Below are 23,130 nucleotides of genomic sequence, written 5' to 3' on the forward strand. Positions count from 1 at the left end.
CCCGGGGTGGTGCGGGTGTGACCTGCGAGCCATCCAGGGCCCGGAAACGGGGGTGCAGTGGCGGATTGTCGGGGGTTCGTGGCAGCGTGCCCCCGGTCCGGCTCTCGTTCGACCCGGCCTCCCGACGAAAGGTTGCTCCATGAACAAGGCTGAACTGGTCTCCGCCATCGCCAAGCGCGCCGACGTCCCGGCCTCGACGGTGGACGCCGTCATCGCCGGCCTCCAGGACGAGCTCGTCGACGCCATCACCCGCGGCGACAAGGTCGCCGTCTCCGGCCTGCTGACCGTCGAGCGCACGCAGCGCTCCGCTCGCACGGGCCGCAACCCGCAGACGGGCGAGGCGATCGAGATCGCGGCCGCGAACACCGTCAAGGTGACCGCCGGCTCGAACCTCAAGAAGGCCGCGAGCGCCGTTCCGGTCTCCTGACCTGACCCCTGCGCTGCCCACCGTCGGGCGTCGCGCCGCACCCGTGTGGTCCAGGCCACAGGCCCATGGGCCAGGATGCGGGTGCAGGCGCCGCCCGACGGTGGACGGCGCCCAGGGCAGCGGAGGTCCCCCGTGGGCAGTGATCTGACCGTCAGCACCGATCCGGGCGAGGTCGGTTTCGACGCCGGCCGGCTCGAACGGCTCGACCGGCGGCTGGCCCGCTGGGTCGACGACGGGCAGCTGCCCGGCTTCCTGGTCACCGTCGCCCGGCACGGCAAGCTCGTGCACGTCGGCCGGGCCGGCCACCGCAACGTGGAGGCCGGCCTCCCCGTCGAGGACGACACCCGCTGGCGGATCTTCTCGATGACCAAGCCGATCACCTCGGTCGCGGCGATGATGCTGTACGAGGAGGGCGCCTTCGAGCTCACCGACCCGATCACCAGGTGGCTCCCCGAGTTCGCCGAGACCCGCGTCTACGTCGGCGGCTCCGCGCAGAAGCCCGTGACGGTCCCCCAGATCGAGCCGATCCGGGTGTGGCACCTGCTCACCCACACCTCCGGGCTCACCTACGGCTTCCACCACGCGCACCCGGTCGACGCCATCTACCGCGCCCTGGGCCACGAGTGGGGCAGCCCGCGCGGCGCCGACTCCGCCGACGTCTGCCGCCAGTGGGCCTCGGCCCCGCTGGTCTTCCAGCCCGGCAGCGAGTGGAACTACGGCGTCTCCACCGACGTCCTCGGCCGGCTGGTCGAGGTGATCTCCGGCCAGACGCTGGACGACTTCTTCGCTTCGCGCATCTTCGCCCCGCTGGGCATGCGCGACACCTCCTTCGGCCTGCGCCCCGAGGACGACCCCGAGTCGCTGGCCCGCCTGTACCTGGCCACGCCGGGCAAGCCGGGCGGCCCGTCGTCCGGCATGACGTTCAGCGAGGCGATGGACCGCGGCGCGCACCGGAAGCCCGATTTCCTCTCCGGTGGCGGCGGCCTGGTCTCCACCGCCGGTGACTACCTGCGCTTCCTGGAGATGCTGCGCCGCGGCGGCTCCTACGACGGCGGCCGCATCCTCAGCCCGCGCACCATCCGGCAGATGACGACCAACCACCTGCCCGGCAACCAGGACCTGCAGTCCTTCGGCCGCCCGCTGCACGCCGAGTCGCCGATGCGCGGCGTCGGCTTCGGGCTGGGCTTCTCCATGGTCATGGACCCGGCCGCCTACGGCGTGCTGGCCAGCCCCGGCGACTACAGCTGGGGCGGCGCGGCCTCGACCGGCTTCTACGTCGACCCGGTCGAGGACGTCACGGTCGGCTTCTACACGCAGCTGCTGCCCTCGAGCACGCTGCCGATCCGCAACTACCTGCGCCAGCTGGTCAACCAGGCGCTCGTCGACTGAGCCCCGCGCTGGGATCAGGTGACCTGATCGTGCTGCGTCCTCCCTCACCGCCCACGGTGAGGGAGGACGCTCGATGATCAGGTCACCTGATCGTCGCGGGTGGGCGCTCAGACGTAGCGGCGGTAGACGACGGTGGCGACCATCGCCGGCTTGCTGCCCGCCCTCGATCTCCATCGTCACAGCGAGATTCATCGCGACGCCGCCGGCGAACGGGGTCGCCGACTCCATCGTCGCGCCGGCCCGCACCCGCGCGCCCACGGGAACCGGCGAGGGGAAGCGCACCTTCTCGGTGCCGTAGTTCACGCCCATGCTGAAGCCGGTGATCGTGACGATCTGCGGGATCAGCGAGGGCAGCAGCGACAGCGTCAGGTAGCCGTGCGCGATCGGGCCGCCGAAGGGGCTCTCCTTCTTCGCGCGCTCCGGGTCGACGTGGATCCACTGCTGGTCGCCGGTGGCGTCGGCGAACTGCTGCACCTGCTCCTGGGTGATCGTGACCCAGTCGCTGTAGCCCAGGTGCTGGCCGACCAGCCCCTGCACGCCCTCGACGCCGTCGACGGTGGTCTGCGCCATCTGCTCGCCCCTCTCCTCGGTCTGGTTGGCTGACTCCACCACACCGGCGTCACGAGGGAGGGAACGGGTTGCTCCGCATCGGTGCGCTGGACGTGCCAGACGGTGACTTCGTCCTGATGGCGATCGTGAACCGGACACCCGACTCGTTCTACGACCGCGGCGCGACATTCGGAATGGGTGCCGCCCTCGAGCGGGTGGACCGGGTCGTCGCCGAGGGCGCGGACATGGTGGACGTCGGCGGGGTGAAGGCCGCCCCGGGCGAGGAGGTCAGCCCGGCCGAGGAGATCCGCCGCACCGTCGATCTGGTCGCCGCCATCCGCGCCGCGCACCCGGGCCTGCCGATCTCGATCGACACCTGGCGGGCCGAGGTGGCCCGCGAGGCGCTGGCCGCCGGCGCCGACGTCGTCAACGATGCCTGGGGCGGGGTGGACCCCGAGCTCGCCGGCGTCGCCGCCGAGGCCGGCGCGGGCATCGTCTGCACGCACGCCGGCGGGCTGCCGCCGCGCACCCGGCCGCACCGCGTGCAGTACGACGACGTCGTCGCCGACATCGTCACGCGGACGACGGCGCTGGCCGAGGCCGCCGTCGCGGCAGGGGTGGACCGCGAGCGGGTGGTGATCGACCCGGGCCACGACTTCGGCAAGAACACCCGGCACTCGCTGGAGGCCACCCGGCGGCTGGACGAACTGGTCGCGACCGGCTGGCCGGTGCTCGTGGCGCTGTCGAACAAGGACTTCGTCGGCGAGACCCTCGGCGTCCCGCTCGAGGAGCGGCTCACCGGCACCCTGGCGACGACGGCGGTGAGCGCCTGGCTGGGTGCGCGGGTGTTCCGCGCGCACGACGTCGCCCCCACCCGCCAGACGCTGGACATGGTGGCCTCGATCCGGGGCACCCGGCCGCCGCTGCGCACGGTCCGCGGGCTGGCCTGAAGTTCAGCCCAGGACCAACGGGGCGGCGATACCAAGTCCGACCAGGGCCAGCAGGCCGACCGCGACAGCGATGCCGCCGGGCGAGCCGAGGTTGATCGTCCAGCCGATGCCGACCCGCTTGGGCACCCAGACCGAGGGGTCCTGCCGGTTGACGTAGACCCAGCCCGCCCGGCCAGAACCGGTCGTCGTCCGGGGCCTCCGCCCGGCGGTCCGCCGTGGGCAGGTCGGCGCCGGCCAGCTCCCGGCGGTAGCGCCGGACCGCCTCGACCGTGCAGCCGATCACCGCCACCACGAAGAGCACCAGCGCGGGAACGCTCCAGCGCAGCCCCTCCGGGGAGAACCACGTGTCCAGGCCCAGGGCGCAGACCAGGGCCGTCGTCGCGAGGGCCGTCGTGGCCAGCACCCACTGCGCGACGTCCTGCTGGGCCCGCGCCCGCCGCGGGGCGAGCTCCACGGGATCGCCGGGGTGCACGCGGACCGGGAAGCGGGTGGCGGCGAAGGCGAGAGCGGCCACGAGGGCGAGCGCCGCCCAGCCGATCCAGACCGCGGCCAGCGCCGTCCACCAGGTCGTGTCCGCGTAGGAGTCGGGGCTGCCGGCCAGGTCCCAGTGGACGGGCACGCGGCCGGGGAGGTCGTCGTAGCGGAGGGCGCCCACGAGCGTCGTCCCGGCGAGCAGGACCACGGAGGCGAGGTACCAGCCCACCGGGACGCGGACGTCCTCGTGCGTGGCGGTGACCGCCGCCGACATGCGCACCGCCTTGCCGGCGAACCAGGCCTCGGAGGCCTTGGCGGCCATGAGCGGCCGGCGGGCCTGCACGAATGCTGCGATCCCGCCCGCCGTCGCGATGAGCACCGGCACCGCCACGGCCGCCGGTGGGGCGACGGCCGCGAGCGCGCCGGTCAGCGCGAGCGCGACCGCGGTGACGACGAGGACGGCGGAGCGGTAGGTGCGCAGCGCCCGTCCGACGGCGGGGTCCTCGACCCGGTCGGCCGGGACGCTCACGCCCAGGGGCAGGGTGGGCCGGGCGAGCGCCGGAGTGAGGAGGAACGAGCCGCCCACGAGGAGCGTCGTCCCCGCGCCGAGTGCCAGTGCCGACCAGGTCATGGGGTTTCCTCCGAGGTGCTGCCGGCTGCCGCCGGGGTGGTGAACGACGCGGCCAGCCGGCCGCAGATCTCGGCCGCCTCGGACGACGGCAGCCCGCGGGCGACGGCCTCGGCGAGCAGGGTGCGGGCGCGCGCCGACCAGTCGGCGACGAACGCGGGGTCGGGTGGGCCGCTCGTGGGATCGCGGACCACGACCGAGCCGGACTTGCTCGTCGTGGCGATCAGCCCGTCCTGCCGCAGCCCGTCGTAGGCCTTGGCGACCGTGGCCACGTTGATCCCGAAGGCCTTGGCGAGCGCGCGGACCGAGTGCAGAGACTGACCGCGGACGAGCCGCCCCGAGGCGATCGCCTCGATCACCCGCTCGCGGATCTGCTGGTAGATCGGCACGGGCGAGAGCGGGTCGACGTCGATGAGCACGCTCGGTTCTGACACACCTGTATTAGTACTAGTGATACAGATGCTCCGTCAAGCCGGCCGCCGTCCCGGTACCGCGCCGTCCGCCCTGCTACCGCGCCGCACCGCGGTACCCGCGCCCGCGAGGCGGTACCGGCGGCGGTGCGGAAGGCCCTGGCGACCGTCCGGCGACCGTTCTAGCGTCCGCGCCCTCAGAACCCTCGTGGAGCACCGGAGGTGGCGGGATGGCTGGTCGGGTCGTGCACTTCGAGGTCCCGTTCGACGACGGCGACCGCGCGCGCAGCTTCTACGCCCGGGCATTCGACTGGCAGATCGTGGAGATGCCGGAGATGGGCTACACGATGGTGACGACCGGCCCGAGCGGGGACACCGGGCCGACCGAGTCCGCGTTCATCAACGGTGGCATGCTCTCCCGCACCGACGCCGCCACCCGGGGCCCGGTCCTGGCCGTCGACGTCGACAGCATCGACGCCACGCTGTCCCGCATCGGCGAGCTCGGCGGCGCCACCGTCGTCGGCCGGACGCCGGTGGGCGACATGGGCTTCGCCGCCTACTTCACTGATCCCGAGGGCAACGTGATGGGCCTCTGGGAGACGGCGGCCTGACCTCCCCCGGCGCCTCTCGATGATCAGGTGACCTGATCATCGAGCGTCCTCCCTCACCGTGGAACGTGAGGGAGGACGCTGCACGATCAGGTCACCTGATCGTGGCGCGACCCGCGGGTCGCTACGTTGCCGGGCATGGCTGCCACGGGTTTCCACACCGCCGACGAGCTCAACGCGATGCTGCCGGGCACCTTCCCCGGGCTGCTGGGCATCGTCGTCGACACCCACGAGCCGGGGCGGCTCACCAGCCACCTCGACGTCCGACCCGAGCTGCTGGCCCCCAACGGCTACCTGCACGCCGGCACGGTGGTCACGCTCGCCGACACGTCCTGCGGCCTGCCCACCCGCGCACTGCTGCCCGAGGGCTCCAGCGGCTTCACGACCATCGAGCTGAAGAGCAACCACCTGGGGACGGCGCGGGAGGGGCGGATCAGCTGCGAGGCGACGAACGTGCACGCCGGTCGCACGACGCAGGTGTGGGACGCCGTGGTGCGCAACGAGGCCAGCGGCAAGCCGATCGCGCTGTTCCGCTGCACGCAGTCGGTGCTCTGGCCGCGCTAGACCCGGATCCCCGCGAACCCGGGTGTGCCGCGGGACACGGGTCGATGTGAGACTGGCGCCACACCAGCGATCCAGGAGGAACCCCGTGGCACTGGCCAGCCCGTACCCCGACGTCGAGATCCCGGACCTGTCGGTCCCCGAGGCGGTCCTGGCCGCGGGCAAGGAGCGGCCCGACGCCCCGGCGCTGATCGACGGCCTGAAGGGTGACGTGATCACCCACGGCCAGCTCGCCGCCTACGTCGACCGGGTGGCGGCCAACCTGCACGCCCGCGGGCTGCGCAAGGGCGACGTCGTCGCCGTCTTCTGCCCCAACACGCAGTGGTTCCCGGTGGTCTTCCACGGCATCGCCGCGGCGGGCTGCGTGATGAGCCCGATCAACTCGCTCTACACCCCCGACGAGATCGCCTTCCAGCTGAAGGACTCGGGCGCGAAGATCCTCATCACCATCTCGATGTTCCTGGACCGCGCGCAGGCCGCGGCCGAGAAGGCGCCGGTCGACGAGATCGTCGTGCTCGACGGCGCCGAGGGCCACGCCAACCTGTTCGACCTGCTGGGCGCCGACGCCCCCAGCGTCCAGGTGGAGTTCGACCCGGCGAACGACCTGGTCACGCTGCCCTACTCCAGCGGCACCACGGGCCTGCCCAAGGGCGTCATGCTCACCCACCGCAACCTGGTGGCGAACGTGACGCAGTGCCTGCCGCTGCTCAAGACCGGCGCCGACGAGCGGATCATCGCCGTCCTGCCGTTCTTCCACATCTACGGCCTGACCGTGCTGATGAACCAGGGCCTGGCGCTGGGCGGCACCGTGGTCACCCTCCCCCGGTTCGAGCTCGAGGACTTCCTGCGCACCATCCAGGAGCACAAGATCACCCGCGCGTTCGTCGCGCCGCCGATCCTGCTGGCGCTGGCCAAGCACCCGCTGGTCGACCAGTACGACCTGAGCTCGCTGGAGTCGATCCTCTCCGGCGCCGCCCCGCTGGACGAGCAGCTCGCGCTGGCCGTGCAGGACCGGCTCCGGGCGAAGGGCGCCTCCGTCACGGTGGCCCAGGGCTACGGGATGACCGAGCTCTCCCCGGTCTCGCACACCACCCCCGACCCCGACTCCATGCCGCCGGGGTTCACCCTCGAGGTGCCCAAGGGCTCGGTCGGCTTCGCGATCCCGAACACCGAGTGCCGGCTGATCGACCCGAACACCGGCGAGGACGCCGCCCCGGGCGAGCGCGGCGAGCTGTGGATCCGCGGCCCGCAGGTGATGAAGGGCTACCTCAACAACGAGGAGGCCACCCGCGCCACCCTCGACGCGGACGGCTGGCTGCACACCGGGGACGTCGCCGTCGTCGACGAGCACGGCATCTACACCGTGGTCGACCGGGTCAAGGAGCTGATCAAGTACAAGGGCTACCAGGTGGCCCCGGCCGAGCTCGAGGCCGTGCTGATCAACCACCCGGAGATCGCCGACGCCGCGGTCATCGGCGTGCCGGACAAGGAGAGCGGCGAGGAGCTGCCGAAGGCGTTCGTCGTCCGCGCGCAGGGCTCACAGCTCACCGAGGAGGCCGTCATGGCCTACATGGCGGAGAAGGTCGCCCCGCACAAGAAGATCCGGTTCGTCGAGTTCATCGACGAGGTGCCCAAGTCCTCGGCCGGCAAGATCCTGCGCAAGGACCTCAAGGCCCGCGCCTGAGCGCCGGCGGCGCGCCCCGGGTCACCCGCTCCGCGGGTCCCGGGGCGTGCTGCCGATCGTCGGGCCCCGCTGCGCGTCGGCCGCCGAGCTGCGGTCGACCGGCGCCGGCGGCGCCCAGCCCGGGGGCGGACCACCCGGGGGCGGCGTCCAGGCGTACCGGGGGACGGCGGGACGGCGCAGCGCGAGCACCAGCAGCAGCACGGCCAGCCCGACCAGGACCAGGCCGCCGCCCAGCAGGCCCCAGGCCAGCCCGGTGAGCGCGGGGAGCGTGGCCCCGATCCGGGCGTCCACGGCCACCCCGGCCGAGCCGTCGGCGTTCATCACGACCAGCGTCCAGGAGCCGTCGTCCGGCTCCCAGCTCAGCTGCTGGGTGCCCGGCCCGGTGGCCTGCACGGTCCAGAAGTCCTGGTCCGCGGGCGGTCCGCTCGGGGCGCCGCCCGCCAGGAGCTCCTGGTCGGCGGCGGAGGTGTCCAGACCGAGGTCGTCGACGACGGTCCGCTGCACCCCGGCCAGGTAGGCCGCGGCGTCGGCGGCCGGCGCGATGCCCACGAACACGTCCGTGCCTGGCTCGGCGGTCGTGACCTCGACGCGGGCGGTCCCCAGCGCCGCCGAGGCGCCCACCCAGTCCGCGCCGGTGTCCAGGTCGATGGTCTCGGTGACCAGCGCGTGGCCGGGCGTCGCGAAGGTGTCCGAGGCCGTGTAGAGGTAGCCGTCGTCCGCGCGCTCCCGCTGGTCGACCCACAGCAGCACCCCGCCGCCGGCGAGCAGCCCGAGGGCGGGCAGGAACAGCAGCGCGCCGACGACCGCGGCGATGACGCGGCCCGCGCTCGTCCGGCGGGGTGGCGGCGGCATCCACGCACCCGGCGGGGGTCCGGCCTGCGGGGGTCCGGCGTACGGCGGCGCACCGGCCGGCGGGGGCTGGTGCGAGGGCGGTGGGCCGACGGGGCGCGGATCGCCGATCGGCGGGTCGGTAGCCATGGGGCAGCTCCTCGGCGCCGCCGGAGCCGCTGCACCGCGGCGGGGGCCGGCGGTGCCCCCACCCTGGCACCGGGGAGCCGGCCCGCAAGGCCGCTGCGGCGCCGGCGTCCGGGGGCCGGGCGCCCGACCGGCGCGTCCGCGCGCACCGTCGACCGGCCGCGACGACGTGCACGCCCGCGACCTGCTCTCCCGGCGGCGCCCGCCCGTCGCCCTGCGGTTCGGCCCGTCCGTCGACGTCTCCGCCGGTGACGTGCGGGTCGCCACCGACGCGCTCATGGGGGCCATCCAGCAGCTCAGCGGGCAGGAGTACCTGCCCGGCTACGCGCCCCGCAGGGCCGCCTGAGGCCGCTGCTCCTAGGGTCGGGGCATGCGCGCGGTCACGATCAGCGAACCCGGGAGCCCCGACGTCCTCGGCTGGTCGGAGGTGCCCGACCCGGTCGCCGGCCCCGGCGAGGTGGTCGTCGACGTCGCCGCCACCGCGGTGAACCGGGCCGACCTCATGCAGCGGCAGGGCTTCTACCCGCCGCCGAAGGGCGCCAGCGAGATCCTCGGCCTGGAGTGCAGCGGCGTCATCAGCGAGGTCGGCGAGGGCGTGACCGGCTGGTCGGTGGGCGACGAGGTGTGCGCGCTGCTCTCCGGCGGCGGCTACGCCGAGCGGGTCGCCGTCCCCGCCGGGCAGCTGCTGCCCCGCCCCGCCGGCGTCGAGCTGGCGACGGCGGCCGCGCTGCCCGAGGTGGTCTGCACCGTCTGGTCCAACGTGTTCATGCTCGCCGGGCTCTCCCGCGGCGGCACCTTCCTGGTGCACGGCGGCTCCAGCGGCATCGGCACCATGGCCATCCAGCTGGCCGCCCGGGCCGGGGCGCGGGTGATCACCACCGCCGGCACGCAGGCCAAGCTCGACGTCTGCCGCGAGCTCGGCGCCGACGTCGCGATCAACTACCGCGACGAGGACTTCGTCGAGCGGGTCCGCGAGGCGACCGGCGGTCGCGGCGTCGACGTCGTCCTCGACAACATGGGCGCCAAGTACCTGGCCCGCAACGTCGACGCCCTCGCCGTCGGCGGGCGGCTGGTGGTCATCGGCATGCAGGGCGGCACGAAGGCCGAGCTCGACCTCGGCACGCTGCTGGCCAAGCGGGCCTCGGTGCACGCCACCGGGCTGCGCGGCCGCCCGGCCACCGGCCCCGGCGGCAAGGCCGAGATCATCGCCGCGGTGCTCCGCGACGTGTGGCCCGACGTGGAGCGCGGCACGGTCCGCCCGATCGTCGACCGGCGGCTGCCGATGTCCCGGGCGGCCGAGGCGCACCGCGCCGTGGAGGCCAGCGAGCACGTCGGCAAGGTGCTGCTGCTCCCCGCCGACTGAGGCTCGGAGGGCACCCGCACCAGCTCGCGGCGCGTCAGCGGCGGTGCGACGGAGCGGGCGGCGGCACCGGGCGGGCGGGGACGCGGGCCCGCAGCGCGGCGACGGCGTCGATGACCAGCCCGACCTCGTCGGGGGTGTTGTAGTGCATGAGGCCCAGCCGGACGGCGCCGCCGCTCTCGGTCACCCCGAGGGCGTCGAACAGCTCGCGGGCGTAGGCGTCGCCGTCCCAGACGCAGATGCCCTGCCGGTTGAGCTCGGCGGCCACCTGGCGGGGGCGCATCCCCTCGACCCGGAACGCCAGCGTCGGCGTCGTCCGCTCCGGGCGGCCCAGCACGTGCACGTGCCGCATGGCCCGCAGGGCGTCGTCCAGCCAGCCGAACAGCTCGCCCTCGTAGCGGGCGACCGCGGCAAGCGAGGCGCGCAGCCGGTCGCGGCGCGAACCGGTCGCCGTCCCGTCGAGGGCGGCCAGGTGGTCGACGGCCGCGGGCACCCCGGCGTACAGCTCGTAGGGCGCGGCGCCGGCCTCGAAGCGGTCGGGCACCTTGTCCGACGTCGGCAGCAGCTTGTCCGGGTGCAGGTGGGCCAGCAGCTGGGGATCGGCGACGACGGCGCCCACGTGCGGGCCGCCCCACTTGGACGCCGAGAGCGCGAGGAAGTCCGCGCCCAGCGCGGTGCGGTCCAGGTACATGTGCGGGGCGGCGTGCGAGGCGTCGACGTAGACCATCGCGCCGACGGCGTGCGCCCGGTGCGCGATCTCGGCGACCTCGGGGCAGGTGCCGATCGCGCTGCTCGCCGCGGTGAAGGCGACCAGCCGGGTGCGCGGGGTGACCAGGTCGTCGTACTGCCAGGCGGGCAGCTCACCGGACTCGATGTCCACCTCGGCCCAGCGGACGACGACGCCGCGCTCCTCGGCCAGCTGCACCCAGGGGCGGATGTTGGCGTCGTGGTCCAGGCGGCTGACGACGATCTCGTCGCCGGCCCGCCAGGTGCGCGCGATCGCCCGGGCCAGCGTGTAGGTCACGGCGGTCATGCTGGGGCCGAGGACGACGCCGCCCGGGGTCCCGCCGACGAGGTCGGCCAGCGCGGCGCGGGCGGCGGAGACCAGCCCCTCGGCGCGCGCGGAGGCGGCGAACACCCCGCCGCGCTCGGCGACCGGCATCCGCAGCGCGTGCCCGACCGCCCGGGCGACGTCCTCGGGCAGCAGCGCGCCGCCCGGCCCGTCGACGTGCACGTGACCGTCGGCCAGCGCGGGGAGGAGGCCGCGGACCCGGGCGACGTCGAGCCGGGACTCCATGGTGCGCACCCTAGTGGCCGCCCCGCCGCTCCCGTCGGGGCTGGGGGCGGCTGCGCGCGGGCGCCGACCTGCCGTTCGGCGGCACCGGGCGCGGGGCAGGATGGAGCCATGACTGCACCCGGCACCGGCAGCGAACGTCCCCAGCAGGTCGTCGTCGTGGGGCCCGACGGCCAGCCCGTGGGCGCCCTCCCGGTGGGCTCGGCCCCCGGTGGAGGCGAGGACGACGCGATGCAGATCAACGAGATGGTGGAGCAGCCGGCGAAGGTCATGCGGATCGGCACGATGATCAAGCAGCTGCTGGAGGAGGTGCGGGCCGCGCCCCTCGACGAGGCCAGCCGCAACCGGCTGCGCGACATCCACGCCTCGTCCATCCGCGAGCTCGAGCAGGGCCTGGCCCCCGAGCTGCGCGAGGAGCTCGAGCGGATCACGCTCCCGTTCGACGAGGACCAGACGCCCACCGACGCCGAGCTGCGCATCGCCCAGGCGCAGCTGGTCGGCTGGCTCGAGGGCGTGTTCCACGGCATCCAGACCGCGCTGTTCGCCCAGCAGATGGCCGCCCGCGCCCAGCTCGAGGAGATGCGCCGCAAGGCCCTGCCCGGCGGCCAGAGCAGCGCCCAGCCCGACCTGCGTCCCGGCGGCGGCCAGTACCTCTGACGAGCTCAGCCGCTGGGATCAGGTGACCTGATCGTCGAGCGTCCTCCCTCGGCGCACACCACGAGGGAGGACGCTCGGAGCTGTGGGTGGACGAGGTTGTCCACAGATGCGCCCGCGCCGTTCCGCTCCGGGCACGGCGCCTCGATCGTGGGCACATGCACCCGCACCTGCAGGCCGTGGCCCGGCGACGCGGCGGTGTCTTCACCGTCGCCGACGCCCGCCGCGTCGGCTACCGCCCTGACGAGATCCGCGCCGCCGTGGTCAGCAGGCGCTGGCGCCGCCTCCGCCGCGGCATCTACGTGGCCGCCGAGACCTGGGCGGCGACCGCCGGCGACGAACGGGAGCGCCACCTGCTGCACGCCCTCGCGGCCTTCGCCGCGCTCGGACCGGGCCCGGCGCTCAGCCACTCCTCGGCAGCCCGGCACCACGGCCTCGTGCTGCCCCGGGCTGTTGACGCCGACGTCCGCCTGACGCACCCGGACCAGTGGCGGACCGGCCCCGGCTACCGGATCGCAGCGGCCGAGCTGCCGCCGGAGGACCTGGTGGACGCCGGCCCCTTCGTCGTGACGACGGCGGCGCGCACGCTCGTCGACTGCGCCCGCGAGTGGGACCTGCTCGACGCCGTCGTCGCTCTGGACGACGCCCTCCACAGAACGCAGGTGCGCCGCGTCGATCTCGTGGCCACCGTGCTGCGGCAGACGCACTGGCTGGGGATCGGCTCCGCCGCGCGCGCCGTCGACCTGGCCGACGGGCTGGCGGAATCACCCCTGGAGACGCGCAACCGGTTGCGGCTGCTCGAGGCGGGCTTCCACGCGTTCGAGTCGCAGGTGGAGTTGCACGGGCCCGGCGGCTTCGTGGCGCGGGTGGACGGCTGGCTCGACGACATCGCCGTCGCGATCGAGGTCGACGGGTACGTCAAGTACGCCGATCCGCTCGACGGGCGGACGCCGGCCGAGGTGGCCTGGCAGGAGAAGCGGCGGGAGGACCGCATCCGCGACCTCGACGTGCCGGTGGTCCGGATCACGCAGGCCGACTTCCCCCGGCTGGAGCGGCCCATCCGGCGGCTGCACGAGCTCGGCAACCGCCCGTCGAGCGGCCCCCGACGGTTCCGCGTCGTCCGTCGTCCGGAACCCGGGGCGGAGCCCGACGACGCCGTCGCCTGACCCTCTCTGAGGCCCGACGGTGGCGTCCTCCCTCACCGCAGAGCGTCCTCCCTCGTGGTGCACGGTGAGGGAGGACGCTCGACGATCAGGTCACCTGATCCCAGCGGGGAGGGGTCAGACGCGGAAGCGGGCGACCGCCTCCTGCAGCTCGCCGCTCATGCGGGCGAGGTCGGCGGAGGCGTCCTGGGCGTCGGTGACGCGCTGGTTGGTCTCCTGCGTGCCGGCGGCGAGGCCGGAGATGGCGGCCGCGATGCCCTGGGTGCCGCTGGCGGCCTCGGCGACGTTGCGGTTCATCTCGTTGGTGGTGGCGGTCTGCTCCTCGACGGCCGCGGCGATGGTCGCCTGGAAGTCGTTGATCTCGCCGATGACCGAGGAGATCTGGCTGATCGCCTCGACCGCGCCGGCGGTGTCGGCCTGGATGGCCTCGACCCGCTGGGAGATGTCCTCGGTGGCGCGGGCGGTCTCCTGCGCGAGCTCCTTGACCTCGCTGGCGACGACGGCGAAGCCCTTCCCGGCCTCACCGGCGCGCGCGGCCTCGATGGTGGCGTTGAGCGCCAGCAGGTTGGTCTGCTCGGCGATGCCGTTGATCAGCTTGATGACGGTGGCGATCTCCTGCGAGGAGTCGCCCAGCTTGCCGACCGTGCGGGTGGTGTTCTCGGCGACGGCGACGGCCTGGCCGGCCACGCGGGCGGCCTCGGTGGCGTTGTGCGCGATCTCGCGGATCGCGGACTCCATCTGCGAGGAGCCGGTGGCCACGGTGTCGACGCTCGCGGCGACGGCACCGGCGGAGGCGACGACGTCGTCGGCCTGGCCGGCGGCGGTGCGGGCGTTGGCCGAGATGCCCTCGGCAGCGGCGTTGAGCTGCGTCGAGGCGGCCGCGAGGCGGGCCGAGGAGTCATTCACGAGGAGCAGGACGTGGGAGATCGCGTCGAGCGTCTCGTCCAGCGACTCGGCCATCTCGCCGAGCTCGCCACCGCCGGTGCGGCCGGCGCGGACGGTGAGGTCGCCGTCGGCGACCTGACCGAGGATCTCGCGGATCCGCTGCACCGGGCGGGTGACCCCGCGGGAGACGATCGTGGCCAGGACGACGCTGATCGCCAGGCCGGTCAGCATGATGACGATGGTCAGGTTGCGCGCCGAGGCGTAGGCGTCCGCGGCCTCCGCGGCGGTGGCGGCCGAGGACTCGGCGGCGGCCGTGGTGGCGGCGGTGATCGACTCCTTGATCACCAGTTCCTGCTCACCCATGACCCCGAGGAGCTGGATGGCGCGCGCCGGGTTGGCCGCGATGAAGCCGGGCTGGGAGAGCTCGGCGAGCGCCGGCAGGTAGGTGTCGACGGCGGTGGCGAACTCGGTGAACGCCGCGCGCGCCTCAGCCGGCAGCGGCATGGCGTCGACCTCGGCGGTGTGCTCGGCGAGGATCTCCATGTAGTCGGCCGCGGCCTGCTTGGACTTGGCGATGGTCTCCGCGGGCAGCACGGTGACGTTGGACCGGGCGACGTTGGCCGACAGCTGCCACCAGTCGGCCTCGAGGCTGCGCAGGCCGTCCAGCGGGACGGCGCCGTCCTCGTACACCTCCTGGGCGTTGCCGCTGAGCTCGGACATGCGGTTGATGCCGAAGGCGCCCACGCCGACGGTGGTCAGCGCGACGACGAGGATGGAGCCGAGCATCCGGGTCCGCAGCCCCAGCCCGGAGCCGCTCGCGCGCGTCTCCGCCGGCTCCTCGGGCGCGAGCGCGCCCGCCCCGACCGCGTGGTCGTCCGCCTGAGTCATCCCTGCCCGCTTTCCTGTACGACTGGATGTCGAAATCCCGACGCAGTGCCTATCGGCCGGGGACGGCGGAACTCGTGAGCAGAGGCCTCAGAGGGTCGCGAGGAAGGCCGCGACGCCGTCCTCGTCGTTGCCGAGCGTGACGTCGGTGGCCACGGCGAGCAGATCGGGGTGGGCGTGCGCCATCGCGACCGCCCGCCCACCGCCGTCGCGGACCCACTCGAACGCGGCGATGTCGTTGGGCATGTCCCCGAAGACGACGACGTCGGCCGGGCCCAGGCCGTGCCGCGCGGCGACCGCGGCCAGCCCGGAGGCCTTGGTGACGCCGGGGGCGCTGATCTCGGCGAGCGCGTCGCTGGAGGAGTGCGTGACCGTGGCCCGGTCGCCGACGATCTCCTCGATCAGCTCGACGAAGGCGTCCGGCGCCATCGATTCGTGGCGAGCCAGCAGCTTGGCGGCCGGCGCGGCGGTCATCTCCTCCAGCGTGGCGACGCCGACGCCGGGCGCGTCGACGTCCCAGCGCGGGCGGTAGACCGGCTCGTGGCGGAACTCCCAGCCGTGCTCGACGGCGAACCACGTCTCGTGGGCTGCCGGACCCGCAGCTCGGCGGTGATCGCCTGCAGCGCGTCGGGCGTCAGCGGCGCCTCGTCGACGATCTTCATCGGCCCGAGGTCGAGCAGCACGGCGCCGTTGCAGCAGACCGCCGTCCCGAACTCGATGACCTCGCGGACGCGGTGCATCCAGCGCGGCGGCCGGCCGGTCGCGAGGACGAACGGCACCCCCTCGGCGCGCCACCGGGCCAGCTCGGCGACCGTGGCGTCACCGACGGTGTCGTCGGAGCGCAGCAGCGTGCCGTCCATGTCGCTGGCGATCAGCCGCGGTCTCCAGTCAGACATCGCGCACCCGGTCACACATCGGCCAGCACCGCCTCCAGGTAGCGCGCCACGCCGTCGGCCCGGTGCCCGCCGGCGACGCCGTCGGCCAGCGTCTTCACCGCCGGGTGCGCGTTGGCCACGGCCACCGCGCGGCCGCCGGCGGCCTGGACGGCGCCGAGCATCGGCAGGTCGTTGGGCATGTCCCCGAAGACGAGGACGTCGCCGAACCCGACGCCGTGCCGGTCGAGCGCCAGCTGCAGCCCGCTGGCCTTGGTGATGCCCGGGGGCAGCACCTCGATGAAGCCGAGGCCGGCGTGCGTCAGCTCGGCGTCGGCGGGGTCGACGACGCTGCGGGCGAGCGCGAGCAGCTCGTCCTGGTCGAGGCTCGCCGAGCGCGCGAACACCTTGAGGACGGCGCCCGCGGGTAGCACCTCGTCCCGGGCGAGCAGCTGCGACGGCTCCGGGTAGGGCCAGTCGAAGCCGTGCTGGACGCGCAGCCGGGTGCGCACCTCGCCCTGCTCGGCGGCGTCCTCGACGGCGAGGACGACGTCGCCGGCGACGGCCTCGATCGCCTCCACCACGCGCACCGCCTGGGCGCGCGGCAGCGCCACGGTGCGCAGCACCTCGTCCCGCTCGAGGTCGACGACGAAGCCGCCCTGCGAGAGGACGGCGATGCCGCGGTGGTCCAGCGCCGCCTTCACCGTGTCGAGCAGCCGGGGCCCGCGGCCGGTGACGCCGACGACGGGGATGCCGGCGTCCCAGCACGCCTCCAGCGCGTCGCGGGTGCGCGGGCTGACCAGCCCGTTCTCGTCCAGCAGCGTGCCGTCGAGGTCGCTGGCGACGAGCTTGGGCCGCCACGCGCCCAGGTCTCCGTGGTCCACGACCCGGTCGGCGCCGTCCAGGATCCCGTGGGCCCGGATGGCGCGCGGCGGGCTCCCGGTCATGCGGGCGGCACCGGGGCGGCCAGCGCCATGCCCGGGGTGAGGGCCTCGACCCCGCCCAGCCAGGGGCGCAGCGCGACCGGGACGTGCACCGAGCCGTCGGCGCGCTGGTGCACCTCGAGCAGGCAGGCGATGGTGCGGGCGATGGCGCAGAGGGTGCCGTTCAGCGTCGCCGCCGTCTGGTTCTTCCCGTCCGCGTCGCGGTATCGGATGGTGAGCCTCCGGGCCTGGAAGGTGGTGCAGTCCGAGGTGCTGGTGAGCTCCCGGTAGGTGCCCTGGGTCGGGAACCACGCCTCGATGTCGTACTTGCGCGCGGCGCTCGTGCCCAGGTCACCCGCGGCGATGTCGACCACCCGGTAGGGCAGCTCCAGCGCCTGGAGGAACTCCTCCTCCCACTGCAGCAGACGCAGGTGCTCGGCGGCGGCGTCCTCGGGTGCACAGAAGCTGAACATTTCGACCTTGTCGAACCAGTGCACGCGGATCAGGCCGCGGGTGTCCTTGCCGTAGGAGCCGGCCTCGCGGCGGAAGCAGGACGACCAGCCGGCGTAGCGCTTCGGACCCTGCGACAGGTCGAGCACCTCGTCGGAGTGCATGCCGGCGATGGCGACCTCGGAGGTGCCGACGAGGTACAGGTCGTCGCGCTCGACCCGGTAGACCTCCTCGTCGTGCTCGCCGAGGAAGCCGGTGCCCTCCATGGCGGAGGGCTTGACCAGCGCGGGGGCGATGACCGGCGTGAACCCGGCGGCGACGGCGCGGGTGATGGCCAGCTGGGCCAGCGCGAACTCCAGCAGCGCACCGGGGCCGGTGAGGAAGTAGAACCGCGAGCCCGACACCTTGGCGCCGCGCTCCATGTCGATCGCGCCCAGCGCCTCGCCGATCTCGAGGTGGTCGCGCACCGGGAAGTCGTAGGTGGGCACCTCGCCGACGGTGCGCAGCGTGACGGCGTCGTCCTCACCGCCGGGCGGGACGTCATCGTGGACGACGTTGGCGATCGCCAGGTGGGCGGCGCGCAGCGCGGCGTCGGCCTCGCGCTGGGCCTCCTCGGCCGCCTTCACCTCGGCGGCCAGGGCCTTGGCCCGCTCGAGGACGGCCGGCCGCTCCTCCGGGGTCGCCTTCTTGACCGCCTGCGAGGCGGCCTTCTGCTCGCTGCGCAGGTCGTCGACCCGCTTGACCCCTTCCCGGCGGGCGGCGTCGGCGGCCAGGAGGGCGTCGACCAGGGACTCGTCGTCCCCCCGCGCCCGCTGGCTGGCACGGACGAGGTCGGGGTTCTCACGCACGAGCCGCAGGTCGATCACTGTGTGATTTTGTCACCCTCCGGGTGACACCGCGGCCAGCACCCGTCCCCCCCGCTGCGACGAGCGTGTCCGGGCCACGCGCCGAGGACCCTCCGGGCCCGTCTGCGCGCAGCCCCTCGCAAGCGACCTCACGTAAGCGACAATCCTTGTCATGCGCTTCCTGCAGCGACCCGAGCACGACCTCACCTACGCCGACGTCTTCATGGTGCCCAACCACTCGACGGTGGGCTCCCGGCTCGAGGTCGACCTGACCACGCCGGACCGGGTGGGCACGACCATCCCCGTCGTCGTCGCCAACATGACGGCGATCTCCGGCCGCCGGATGGCCGAGACCGCGGCCCGGCGCGGTGGCCTGGCCGTGCTGCCGCAGGACATCCCGGTCGACGTGGTCGGCGAGGTCGTCTCCTGGCTCAAGCAGCGGCACCCGGTGTACGACACCCCCATCACCCTGGCCCCCACCTCGACCGTCGGCGAGGCGCTGTCGCTGCTCACCAAGCGCGCGCACGGGATCGTCGTGGTCGTCGAGGGCGGCTCCCCGGTCGGCATCGTCACCGACGGGCAGTGCCAGGGCGTGGACCGGTTCACCCAGCTGTCCGAGGTGATGACCGGCGACCCGCTCACCATCCCGGCCGGCACCGACCTGCCCAAGATCTTCGACGTGCTCTCCGACGAGCGGGTCAGCGCGGCGCCCGTCGTGGAGGGCGACCGGCTGGTCGGCGTCATCACGAAGAAGGGCGCGCTGCGCTCGGCGATCTACACGCCCGCGGTGGACGGCGACGGCCGGCTGCTCGCCTCGGCCGCCGTCGGCATCAACGGCGACGTCGCCGGCAAGGCGCAGGCCCTGCTCGCCGCGGGCGTCGACGTGCTCGTCGTCGACACCGCCCACGGGCACCAGGAGAAGGCGATCGAGGCGCTGCGCGCGGTCCGCTCGGTGGCCGGCTCCGTGCCGGTCGTCGCCGGCAACGTGGTGACGGCGCAGGGCACCCGCGACCTGATCGAGGCCGGCGCCGACGTCGTCAAGGTGGGCGTGGGCCCCGGCGCCATGTGCACCACCCGGATGATGACCGGCGTCGGCCGGCCGCAGTTCTCCGCCGTCGAGGAGTGCGCCGCGGAGGCGCGCGCGCTGGGCAAGCACGTGTGGGCCGACGGCGGCGTCCGGCACCCGCGCGACATCGCCCTGGCCCTGGCCGCGGGCGCGGCGAACGTGATGGTCGGCTCCTGGTTCGCCGGCACCTACGAGTCGGCCGGCGACATCCACGACGACGGCTCGGGCCGGCTCTACAAGGAGTCCTTCGGCATGGCGTCGGCGCGCGCGGTCAAGGCGCGGACGGCGACGCAGAGCGGCTTCGAGCGCGCGCGGGCCGGCCTGTTCGAGGAGGGCATCTCGTCCTCCCGCATGTACCTGGACCCCGCCCGCCCCGGCGTCGAGGACCTGATCGACCAGATCGTCGCGGGTGTGCGCTCGTCGTGCACCTACGCGGGCGCCCGCACCGTGGACGAGCTGCACGAGCGCGCGGTGCTGGGGGTGCAGAGCGCGGCCGGCTACGAGGAGGGCCGCCCGCTGCCGACGTCCTGGTGAACGCGTGAAGGCGCTGCCCCTGCCGGTGTTCGAGGCGCTGGTCGCCGACGCCCTCGACGAGGTGCCGCCGGACCTGCTGGCGCTGATGGACAACGTCGTCGTCCTGGTCGAGGACCGGAACCCCGACGAGCCGGACCTGCTCGGCATCTACGAGGGGTTCGCGCTGACCGAGCGCGGCTGGGAGTACGGCGGGGCGCTGCCCGACCGGATCATGATCTACCGCGAGGCGATCTGCGACATCTGCGAGACGGCCGAGGAGATCGTCGAGGAGGTCACGATCACCGTCGTCCACGAGATCGCGCACCACTTCGGCATCGAGGAGGAGCGGCTGCACGAGCTCGGCTGGGGCTGACGCCTCCCTGGCTTTTCCGCGAAAAGGCGGGGATCGAGCGCCGGGTAGCGTTCCGGGACGTGCCCGACGACTTCGCCGCTGCCGGCAAGCTGCCGATCAAGATGCTGCACGACCGCATCCTGGTCGCGCTCCGCAAGGAGGACGGCGACCGGCGGTCCAGCGGCGGCATCCTCATCCCCGCGACGGCGCAGGTGGCCAAGCGGCTGGTGTGGGGCGAGGCCAGGGGCGTCGGCCCGTCGGTGCGCCAGGTGAAGGTCGGCGACCAGGTGCTCTTCTCCCCCGAGGACCAGCACGAGGTCGAGGTGCACGGCGAGGACCTGATCATCCTGCGCGAGCGCGACGTGCACGCCGTCGCCGCCGAGCGCATCGAGGAGTCGACCGGGCTCTACCTGTAGGCGCGATCCTGAGCGCGAGTGTGCGTTCATCGGGGTCATCCAGCGGCCGTGGGCCCGGAACGTGCACAGTCAGGACGGCGGCGGCTCGCCCTCGGCTCGGGCGTGCCGGGTGATGACGGCGGTCATGTCCTCCAGCCACCGGGCGGACGACGGCGAGCTCCTCGGGCGCGTACCCCTCCATCGCGGCCGCCATGTCCTGAGCCAGCCCGCCGAAGTGCTCGGACCCGGCGGCCATCGCGGTCTCGGACATCTGCAGCACCACCCGCCGGCGGTCCGCGTCGTCCTTGGCGCGGCGCACGTGCCCGACCCGCTCCAGCCGGTCGACCAGCGCGGTCACCGACGCCGAGCGCAGCTCCACGGCCTCGCCGAGCCGGCCCGCGGTGAGCGCCTCGCCCCGTCGGGCGGCATCCATGATCGCCACCAGGGCGCGGACGTCGGTCCGGTTCAGCCCCTGCTCGTGGGCGAATCGCTGCCCGACTGCATCCAGTTCAACGTTCAACCGCCGAAGGAGCAGTGCCAGCTCCTGGTGCCTGCGTGCGGCGTCCTCGGCCATGCCACCTCCGTTCGCGCGCCGTGCCCCTCCGACGTAATCTCTCGATGATCGAGATTATCGACCAGCAAAGGACATCATGCCCAGCCGCACCCGCACCCTCCGCTGGTTGATCCCGGCGCTCATCGCCATCGCCTGGCTGGTCCTGGCCGGCCCGCTCGGCTCGTTCAGCGGCAAGCTGGCCGAGGTCTCGGAGAACGACTCCGCGGCCTTCCTGCCCGACAGCGCCGACTCCACGCGCGTCACCGAGCTCAGCCGCGCGTTCCAGAGCGAGCGCACGCTGCCGGTGATCCTGCTCTGGGAGAGCGAGGACGGCGCGCTGGACCCGGCCGTGCAGGCCCAGGCGCAGGAACGGCTCGACGAGGCCGTCGGCATCGCCGAGGAGGCCGGCGCGCTGGAGGGCGAGCCCTCCCCGGTCATCCCGTCGGAGGACGGCGCGGCCGTGCAGGCGGTGCTGCCGTTCGACCCGGACCTCGGGGACACGCTCAACGAGGTCGTCGCCGACCTCCGCGACCTGGCGCCCATCGACGGCACCACCGCCTACGTCACCGGCCCGGGTGCGATCTTCGCCGACTTCGCCGAGGGTTTCTCGGGCATCGACGGGCTGCTGCTGGTCGCCGCGTTCGGCGTCGTCCTGCTCATCCTGCTCGTCGTCTACCGCAGCCCGCTGCTGCCGCTGCTGGTCATCGGCACCGCCGGGATGGCGTTGGTGGTCTCGCTCGCGGTCGCCTACTTCCTGGCGAAGCAGGGCTGGATCGACGTCAACGGCCAGAGCCAGGGCATCGCCTCGATCCTCGTCGTCGGCGCCGCGACCGACTACGGCCTGCTGCTCGTCGCCCGGTACCGCGAGGAGCTGCGCCGCGAGGAGTCCAAGTACACCGCGATGCGGGTCGCCCTGAAGCAGTCGTGGGAGCCGATCCTCGCCTCCGGCGGCACGGTGATCCTCGGCGTCCTGTGCCTGGTGTTCTCCGACCTCGGCTCCAACCGGGGGCTCGGCCCCATCTCCGCGGTCTGCATCGCCTTCGCCATGCTCGCCGCCCTCACCTTCCTGCCCGCCGTCCTGGTGCTCCTCGGCCGCGCCGCGTTCTGGCCGTTCCGGCCGAAGTACGGCCAGGAGCAGCCGCACGGCAAGGGCTGGGAGCGGATCGCCACGTCCGTCGGCCGCCGCCCCCGCCCCTACCTGCTGGCCAGCGGCGGCGCGCTGGTCGTCCTGGCGCTGTTCCTGCCGCTGTTCGACTCCGACGGCATCCCGCTGTCCGAGGGCGTGCGCGGCGGCTCGGAGTCCGGCGCCGGCCAGGAGGCGATCGCGCGGCACTTCGACGCGGGTGCCGCCAGCCCGGCGATCATCATCACCCCCGCCGAGGGCTGGCAGGACGTCGCCGCAGCGGCCGCCGACACCGCCGGCGTCACCGAGGTGGCGCCCTACACCGGCCAGCAGGCCGGCCCGCCCGGAGCCGGCGGCGGTGAGCCGCTGGAGGTCGACGGCCTGGTCCGCCTCGAGGCCACTCTCGACGCCGCACCGGACAGCGAGGCCGCGCAGGACACCGTCTCGGAACTGCGGACGGCGGTCCGCGACGTCGACCCCGATGCCCTCGTCGGCGGCACCTCGGCGCAGGACCTGGACACCCAGGAGACGGCGGCCCGCGACCTGCTGGTCATCGTGCCGCTGGTGCTGCTGGTGATCACCGTCGTCCTGGCGCTGCTGCTGCGGGCGATCGTGGCACCGATCCTGCTGGTCGCCACGACCGCGCTGAGCACGGCCGCGACCGTCGGCGTCGCCGCGCTGGCCTTCGACCACCTCTTCGACTTCCCGGGCAGCGACCCCCAGGTGCTGCTCATCGGGTTCGTCTTCCTGGTGGCGCTGGGGATCGACTACAACATCTTCCTCATGACCCGCGCCCGGGAGGAGTCGCTCCGGCACGGGGCCAGGGACGGCGTGCTGCGCGCGCTGTCCGTGACCGGCGGGGTGATCACGAGCGCCGGCCTGGTGCTCGCGGCCACCTTCGGCGCGCTCACCGTGCTGCCGCTGGTCATCCTCATCCAGCTCGGGTTCCTGGTCGGCTTCGGCGTGCTGCTCGACACCTTCGTCGTCCGCACGCTGCTGGTGCCGGCCGCCGTCCACCTCATCGGCGACAAGGTCTGGTGGCCGAGCAGGCTGGCGCACGGCCCGACGGCACCCGGGCCCGACGAGGACCGCGCGCTGGAACCCGCCCGCGCCTGACCCCACCCCGAAGTTGATCATCGTCG

General features: G+C 73.9%; 24 protein-coding genes and 2 pseudogenes. 14 read left to right on the plus strand and 12 right to left on the minus strand.

What is annotated here, in order from left to right; genetic code table 11:
* The first annotated feature begins 139 nt into the window (after nucleotides 1-139).
* Both JKP76_RS03915 and JKP76_RS03920 read left to right on the plus strand, forming a co-directional pair.
* A complete protein-coding gene (locus JKP76_RS03915) occupies nucleotides 140-427 on the plus strand; it encodes an HU family DNA-binding protein (RefSeq protein WP_200489639.1) in 288 nt (95 codons plus the stop codon).
* 132 nt (nucleotides 428-559) lie between these two features.
* Nucleotides 560-1,816, plus strand: coding sequence for a serine hydrolase (locus JKP76_RS03920; RefSeq protein ID WP_200489640.1), 1,257 nt, complete (start codon nucleotides 560-562; stop codon nucleotides 1,814-1,816).
* A 279-nt stretch (nucleotides 1,817-2,095) separates the two neighbouring features.
* Here the strand turns inward: JKP76_RS03920 and JKP76_RS23220 are convergent.
* Nucleotides 2,096-2,554, minus strand: a pseudogene (locus JKP76_RS23220) (MaoC family dehydratase); the annotation flags it as partial.
* Here JKP76_RS23220 and folP point away from each other — a divergent pair.
* A complete protein-coding gene (gene folP, locus JKP76_RS03930) occupies nucleotides 2,479-3,315 on the plus strand; it encodes a dihydropteroate synthase (RefSeq protein ID WP_309232835.1) in 837 nt (278 codons plus the stop codon). The pseudogene JKP76_RS23220 and the gene folP sit on opposite strands and share 76 nt — an antisense overlap.
* Nucleotides 3,316-3,318: 3 nt before the next feature.
* Here folP and JKP76_RS23850 read toward each other — a convergent pair whose 3' ends face one another.
* The 3 genes and pseudogenes from JKP76_RS23850 to JKP76_RS03935 all read right to left on the minus strand — a co-directional run bounded on the left by JKP76_RS23850 (nucleotide 3,319) and on the right by JKP76_RS03935 (nucleotide 4,851).
* Nucleotides 3,319-3,441: a DUF5808 domain-containing protein gene (locus tag JKP76_RS23850; protein ID WP_375335640.1), complete on the minus strand. Its 123-nt coding sequence runs from the start codon at nucleotides 3,439-3,441 to the stop codon at nucleotides 3,319-3,321.
* A gap of 433 nt (nucleotides 3,442-3,874) precedes the next feature.
* Nucleotides 3,875-4,420 (minus strand): annotated as a pseudogene (locus tag JKP76_RS23855) (DUF1648 domain-containing protein); the annotation flags it as partial.
* Nucleotides 4,417-4,851: a GntR family transcriptional regulator gene (locus JKP76_RS03935; protein WP_200489642.1), complete on the minus strand. Its 435-nt coding sequence runs from the start codon at nucleotides 4,849-4,851 to the stop codon at nucleotides 4,417-4,419. The gene JKP76_RS03935 and the pseudogene JKP76_RS23855, both read right to left, overlap by 4 nt.
* 206 nt (nucleotides 4,852-5,057) lie before the next feature.
* Between JKP76_RS03935 and JKP76_RS03940 the strand changes: the two genes are divergently transcribed.
* The 3 genes from JKP76_RS03940 (at nucleotide 5,058) to JKP76_RS03950 (ending at nucleotide 7,680) form a co-directional block, all read left to right on the plus strand.
* The gene (locus tag JKP76_RS03940) at nucleotides 5,058-5,438 is read left to right on the plus strand and encodes a VOC family protein (protein ID WP_207146562.1); all 381 of its coding nucleotides are present in this window, start codon (nucleotides 5,058-5,060) and stop codon (nucleotides 5,436-5,438) included.
* Between the two features lie 135 nt (nucleotides 5,439-5,573).
* The gene (locus JKP76_RS03945; RefSeq protein ID WP_200489643.1) at nucleotides 5,574-5,999 is read left to right on the plus strand and encodes a PaaI family thioesterase; all 426 of its coding nucleotides are present in this window, start codon (nucleotides 5,574-5,576) and stop codon (nucleotides 5,997-5,999) included.
* An 85-nt stretch (nucleotides 6,000-6,084) separates the two neighbouring features.
* Entirely contained in the window at nucleotides 6,085-7,680 is a 1,596-nt protein-coding gene (locus JKP76_RS03950; protein ID WP_200489644.1) for a 4-coumarate--CoA ligase family protein, read from the plus strand.
* A gap of 21 nt (nucleotides 7,681-7,701) precedes the next feature.
* Here JKP76_RS03950 and JKP76_RS03955 read toward each other — a convergent pair whose 3' ends face one another.
* A complete protein-coding gene (locus JKP76_RS03955; protein ID WP_200489645.1) occupies nucleotides 7,702-8,658 on the minus strand; it encodes a hypothetical protein in 957 nt (318 codons plus the stop codon).
* Nucleotides 8,659-8,824: 166 nt separating this feature from the next.
* On the opposite strand from JKP76_RS03955, the gene JKP76_RS03960 reads away from it, so the two are divergent.
* Nucleotides 8,825-9,001, plus strand: coding sequence for a hypothetical protein (locus JKP76_RS03960; RefSeq protein WP_200489646.1), 177 nt, complete (start codon nucleotides 8,825-8,827; stop codon nucleotides 8,999-9,001).
* Nucleotides 9,002-9,025: 24 nt separating this feature from the next.
* A complete protein-coding gene (locus JKP76_RS03965; RefSeq protein ID WP_200489647.1) occupies nucleotides 9,026-10,018 on the plus strand; it encodes an NAD(P)H-quinone oxidoreductase in 993 nt (330 codons plus the stop codon).
* Between the two features lie 34 nt (nucleotides 10,019-10,052).
* On the opposite strand, the gene JKP76_RS03970 is transcribed toward JKP76_RS03965, so the two are convergent.
* On the minus strand, nucleotides 10,053-11,312 hold the full coding sequence (locus JKP76_RS03970) for a cysteine desulfurase-like protein (protein WP_200489648.1): 1,260 nt from the start codon (nucleotides 11,310-11,312) through the stop codon (nucleotides 10,053-10,055).
* Nucleotides 11,313-11,420: 108 nt separating this feature from the next.
* Here JKP76_RS03970 and JKP76_RS03975 point away from each other — a divergent pair, with 108 nt between their 5' ends.
* Both JKP76_RS03975 and JKP76_RS03980 read left to right on the plus strand, forming a co-directional pair.
* On the plus strand, nucleotides 11,421-11,966 hold the full coding sequence (locus JKP76_RS03975) for a bacterial proteasome activator family protein (protein WP_200489649.1): 546 nt from the start codon (nucleotides 11,421-11,423) through the stop codon (nucleotides 11,964-11,966).
* Between the two features lie 155 nt (nucleotides 11,967-12,121).
* Complete coding sequence (locus JKP76_RS03980; RefSeq protein ID WP_200489650.1) at nucleotides 12,122-13,129, plus strand: hypothetical protein; 1,008 nt, start codon at nucleotides 12,122-12,124, stop codon at nucleotides 13,127-13,129.
* A 114-nt stretch (nucleotides 13,130-13,243) separates the two neighbouring features.
* Here the strand turns inward: JKP76_RS03980 and JKP76_RS03985 are convergent, their stop codons facing one another.
* The 5 genes from JKP76_RS03985 to serS form a co-directional block, all read right to left on the minus strand.
* Nucleotides 13,244-14,899: a methyl-accepting chemotaxis protein gene (locus JKP76_RS03985; protein ID WP_200489651.1), complete on the minus strand. Its 1,656-nt coding sequence runs from the start codon at nucleotides 14,897-14,899 to the stop codon at nucleotides 13,244-13,246.
* A gap of 87 nt (nucleotides 14,900-14,986) precedes the next feature.
* Entirely contained in the window at nucleotides 14,987-15,370 is a 384-nt protein-coding gene (locus JKP76_RS22070; RefSeq protein ID WP_255522503.1) for an HAD family hydrolase, read from the minus strand.
* On the minus strand, nucleotides 15,367-15,792 hold the full coding sequence (locus JKP76_RS22075; RefSeq protein ID WP_255522504.1) for an HAD family hydrolase: 426 nt from the start codon (nucleotides 15,790-15,792) through the stop codon (nucleotides 15,367-15,369). The genes JKP76_RS22070 and JKP76_RS22075 overlap by 4 nt, the downstream gene beginning before the upstream one ends.
* A gap of 11 nt (nucleotides 15,793-15,803) precedes the next feature.
* A complete protein-coding gene (locus tag JKP76_RS03995) occupies nucleotides 15,804-16,715 on the minus strand; it encodes an HAD family hydrolase (protein ID WP_200489652.1) in 912 nt (303 codons plus the stop codon).
* Nucleotides 16,712-18,007 (minus strand): serine--tRNA ligase, encoded by a 1,296-nt coding sequence (gene serS, locus JKP76_RS04000; protein WP_200489653.1) that lies wholly within the window; start codon nucleotides 18,005-18,007, stop codon nucleotides 16,712-16,714. Before serS ends, JKP76_RS03995 begins: the two co-directional genes overlap by 4 nt.
* Before the next feature lie 151 nt (nucleotides 18,008-18,158).
* Here serS and JKP76_RS04005 point away from each other — a divergent pair, with 151 nt between their 5' ends.
* Genes JKP76_RS04005 through JKP76_RS04015 form a run of 3 tightly spaced genes read left to right on the plus strand, consistent with a single transcriptional unit; the run spans nucleotide 18,159 to nucleotide 20,333 of the window.
* The gene (locus JKP76_RS04005) at nucleotides 18,159-19,586 is read left to right on the plus strand and encodes a GuaB1 family IMP dehydrogenase-related protein (protein ID WP_200489654.1); all 1,428 of its coding nucleotides are present in this window, start codon (nucleotides 18,159-18,161) and stop codon (nucleotides 19,584-19,586) included.
* A gap of 4 nt (nucleotides 19,587-19,590) precedes the next feature.
* A complete protein-coding gene (locus JKP76_RS04010; protein ID WP_200489655.1) occupies nucleotides 19,591-19,938 on the plus strand; it encodes a metallopeptidase family protein in 348 nt (115 codons plus the stop codon).
* Between the two features lie 59 nt (nucleotides 19,939-19,997).
* On the plus strand, nucleotides 19,998-20,333 hold the full coding sequence (locus tag JKP76_RS04015) for a co-chaperone GroES (RefSeq protein WP_309229376.1): 336 nt from the start codon (nucleotides 19,998-20,000) through the stop codon (nucleotides 20,331-20,333).
* Here the strand turns inward: JKP76_RS04015 and JKP76_RS04020 are convergent.
* The gene (locus JKP76_RS04020) at nucleotides 20,260-20,886 is read right to left on the minus strand and encodes a MarR family transcriptional regulator (RefSeq protein WP_309232836.1); all 627 of its coding nucleotides are present in this window, start codon (nucleotides 20,884-20,886) and stop codon (nucleotides 20,260-20,262) included. The genes JKP76_RS04015 and JKP76_RS04020 overlap by 74 nt on opposite strands.
* Before the next feature lie 76 nt (nucleotides 20,887-20,962).
* On the opposite strand from JKP76_RS04020, the gene JKP76_RS04025 reads away from it, so the two are divergent.
* A complete protein-coding gene (locus JKP76_RS04025) occupies nucleotides 20,963-23,104 on the plus strand; it encodes an MMPL family transporter (RefSeq protein WP_200489656.1) in 2,142 nt (713 codons plus the stop codon).
* Nucleotides 23,105-23,130 lie beyond the last annotated feature (26 nt).

The sequence above is a fragment of the Blastococcus sp. TML/C7B genome, assembly GCF_016612845.1.
GTDB lineage: Bacteria > Actinomycetota > Actinomycetes > Mycobacteriales > Geodermatophilaceae > Blastococcus.

What these genes read in the sequence shown, in the direction of transcription:
- JKP76_RS03915 (WP_200489639.1), top strand. Translation starts at nt 140, where the DNA reads ATGAACAAGGCTGAACTGGTCTCCGCCATCGCCAAGCGCGCCGACGTC.
- JKP76_RS03940 (WP_207146562.1), top strand. Translation starts at nt 5,058, where the DNA reads ATGGCTGGTCGGGTCGTGCACTTCGAGGTCCCGTTCGACGACGGCGAC.
- JKP76_RS03945 (WP_200489643.1), top strand. Translation starts at nt 5,574, where the DNA reads ATGGCTGCCACGGGTTTCCACACCGCCGACGAGCTCAACGCGATGCTG.
- JKP76_RS03955 (WP_200489645.1), bottom strand. Translation starts at nt 8,658, where the DNA reads ATGGCTACCGACCCGCCGATCGGCGATCCGCGCCCCGTCGGCCCACCG.
- JKP76_RS03965 (WP_200489647.1), top strand. Translation starts at nt 9,026, where the DNA reads ATGCGCGCGGTCACGATCAGCGAACCCGGGAGCCCCGACGTCCTCGGC.
- JKP76_RS03970 (WP_200489648.1), bottom strand. Translation starts at nt 11,312, where the DNA reads ATGGAGTCCCGGCTCGACGTCGCCCGGGTCCGCGGCCTCCTCCCCGCG.
- JKP76_RS03975 (WP_200489649.1), top strand. Translation starts at nt 11,421, where the DNA reads ATGACTGCACCCGGCACCGGCAGCGAACGTCCCCAGCAGGTCGTCGTC.
- JKP76_RS03980 (WP_200489650.1), top strand. Translation starts at nt 12,122, where the DNA reads ATGCACCCGCACCTGCAGGCCGTGGCCCGGCGACGCGGCGGTGTCTTC.
- JKP76_RS03985 (WP_200489651.1), bottom strand. Translation starts at nt 14,899, where the DNA reads ATGACTCAGGCGGACGACCACGCGGTCGGGGCGGGCGCGCTCGCGCCC.
- JKP76_RS22070 (WP_255522503.1), bottom strand. Translation starts at nt 15,370, where the DNA reads ATGACCGCCGCGCCGGCCGCCAAGCTGCTGGCTCGCCACGAATCGATG.
- JKP76_RS22075 (WP_255522504.1), bottom strand. Translation starts at nt 15,792, where the DNA reads ATGTCTGACTGGAGACCGCGGCTGATCGCCAGCGACATGGACGGCACG.
- JKP76_RS03995 (WP_200489652.1), bottom strand. Translation starts at nt 16,715, where the DNA reads ATGACCGGGAGCCCGCCGCGCGCCATCCGGGCCCACGGGATCCTGGAC.
- JKP76_RS04005 (WP_200489654.1), top strand. Translation starts at nt 18,159, where the DNA reads ATGCGCTTCCTGCAGCGACCCGAGCACGACCTCACCTACGCCGACGTC.
- JKP76_RS04020 (WP_309232836.1), bottom strand. Translation starts at nt 20,886, where the DNA reads ATGGCCGAGGACGCCGCACGCAGGCACCAGGAGCTGGCACTGCTCCTT.
- JKP76_RS04025 (WP_200489656.1), top strand. Translation starts at nt 20,963, where the DNA reads ATGCCCAGCCGCACCCGCACCCTCCGCTGGTTGATCCCGGCGCTCATC.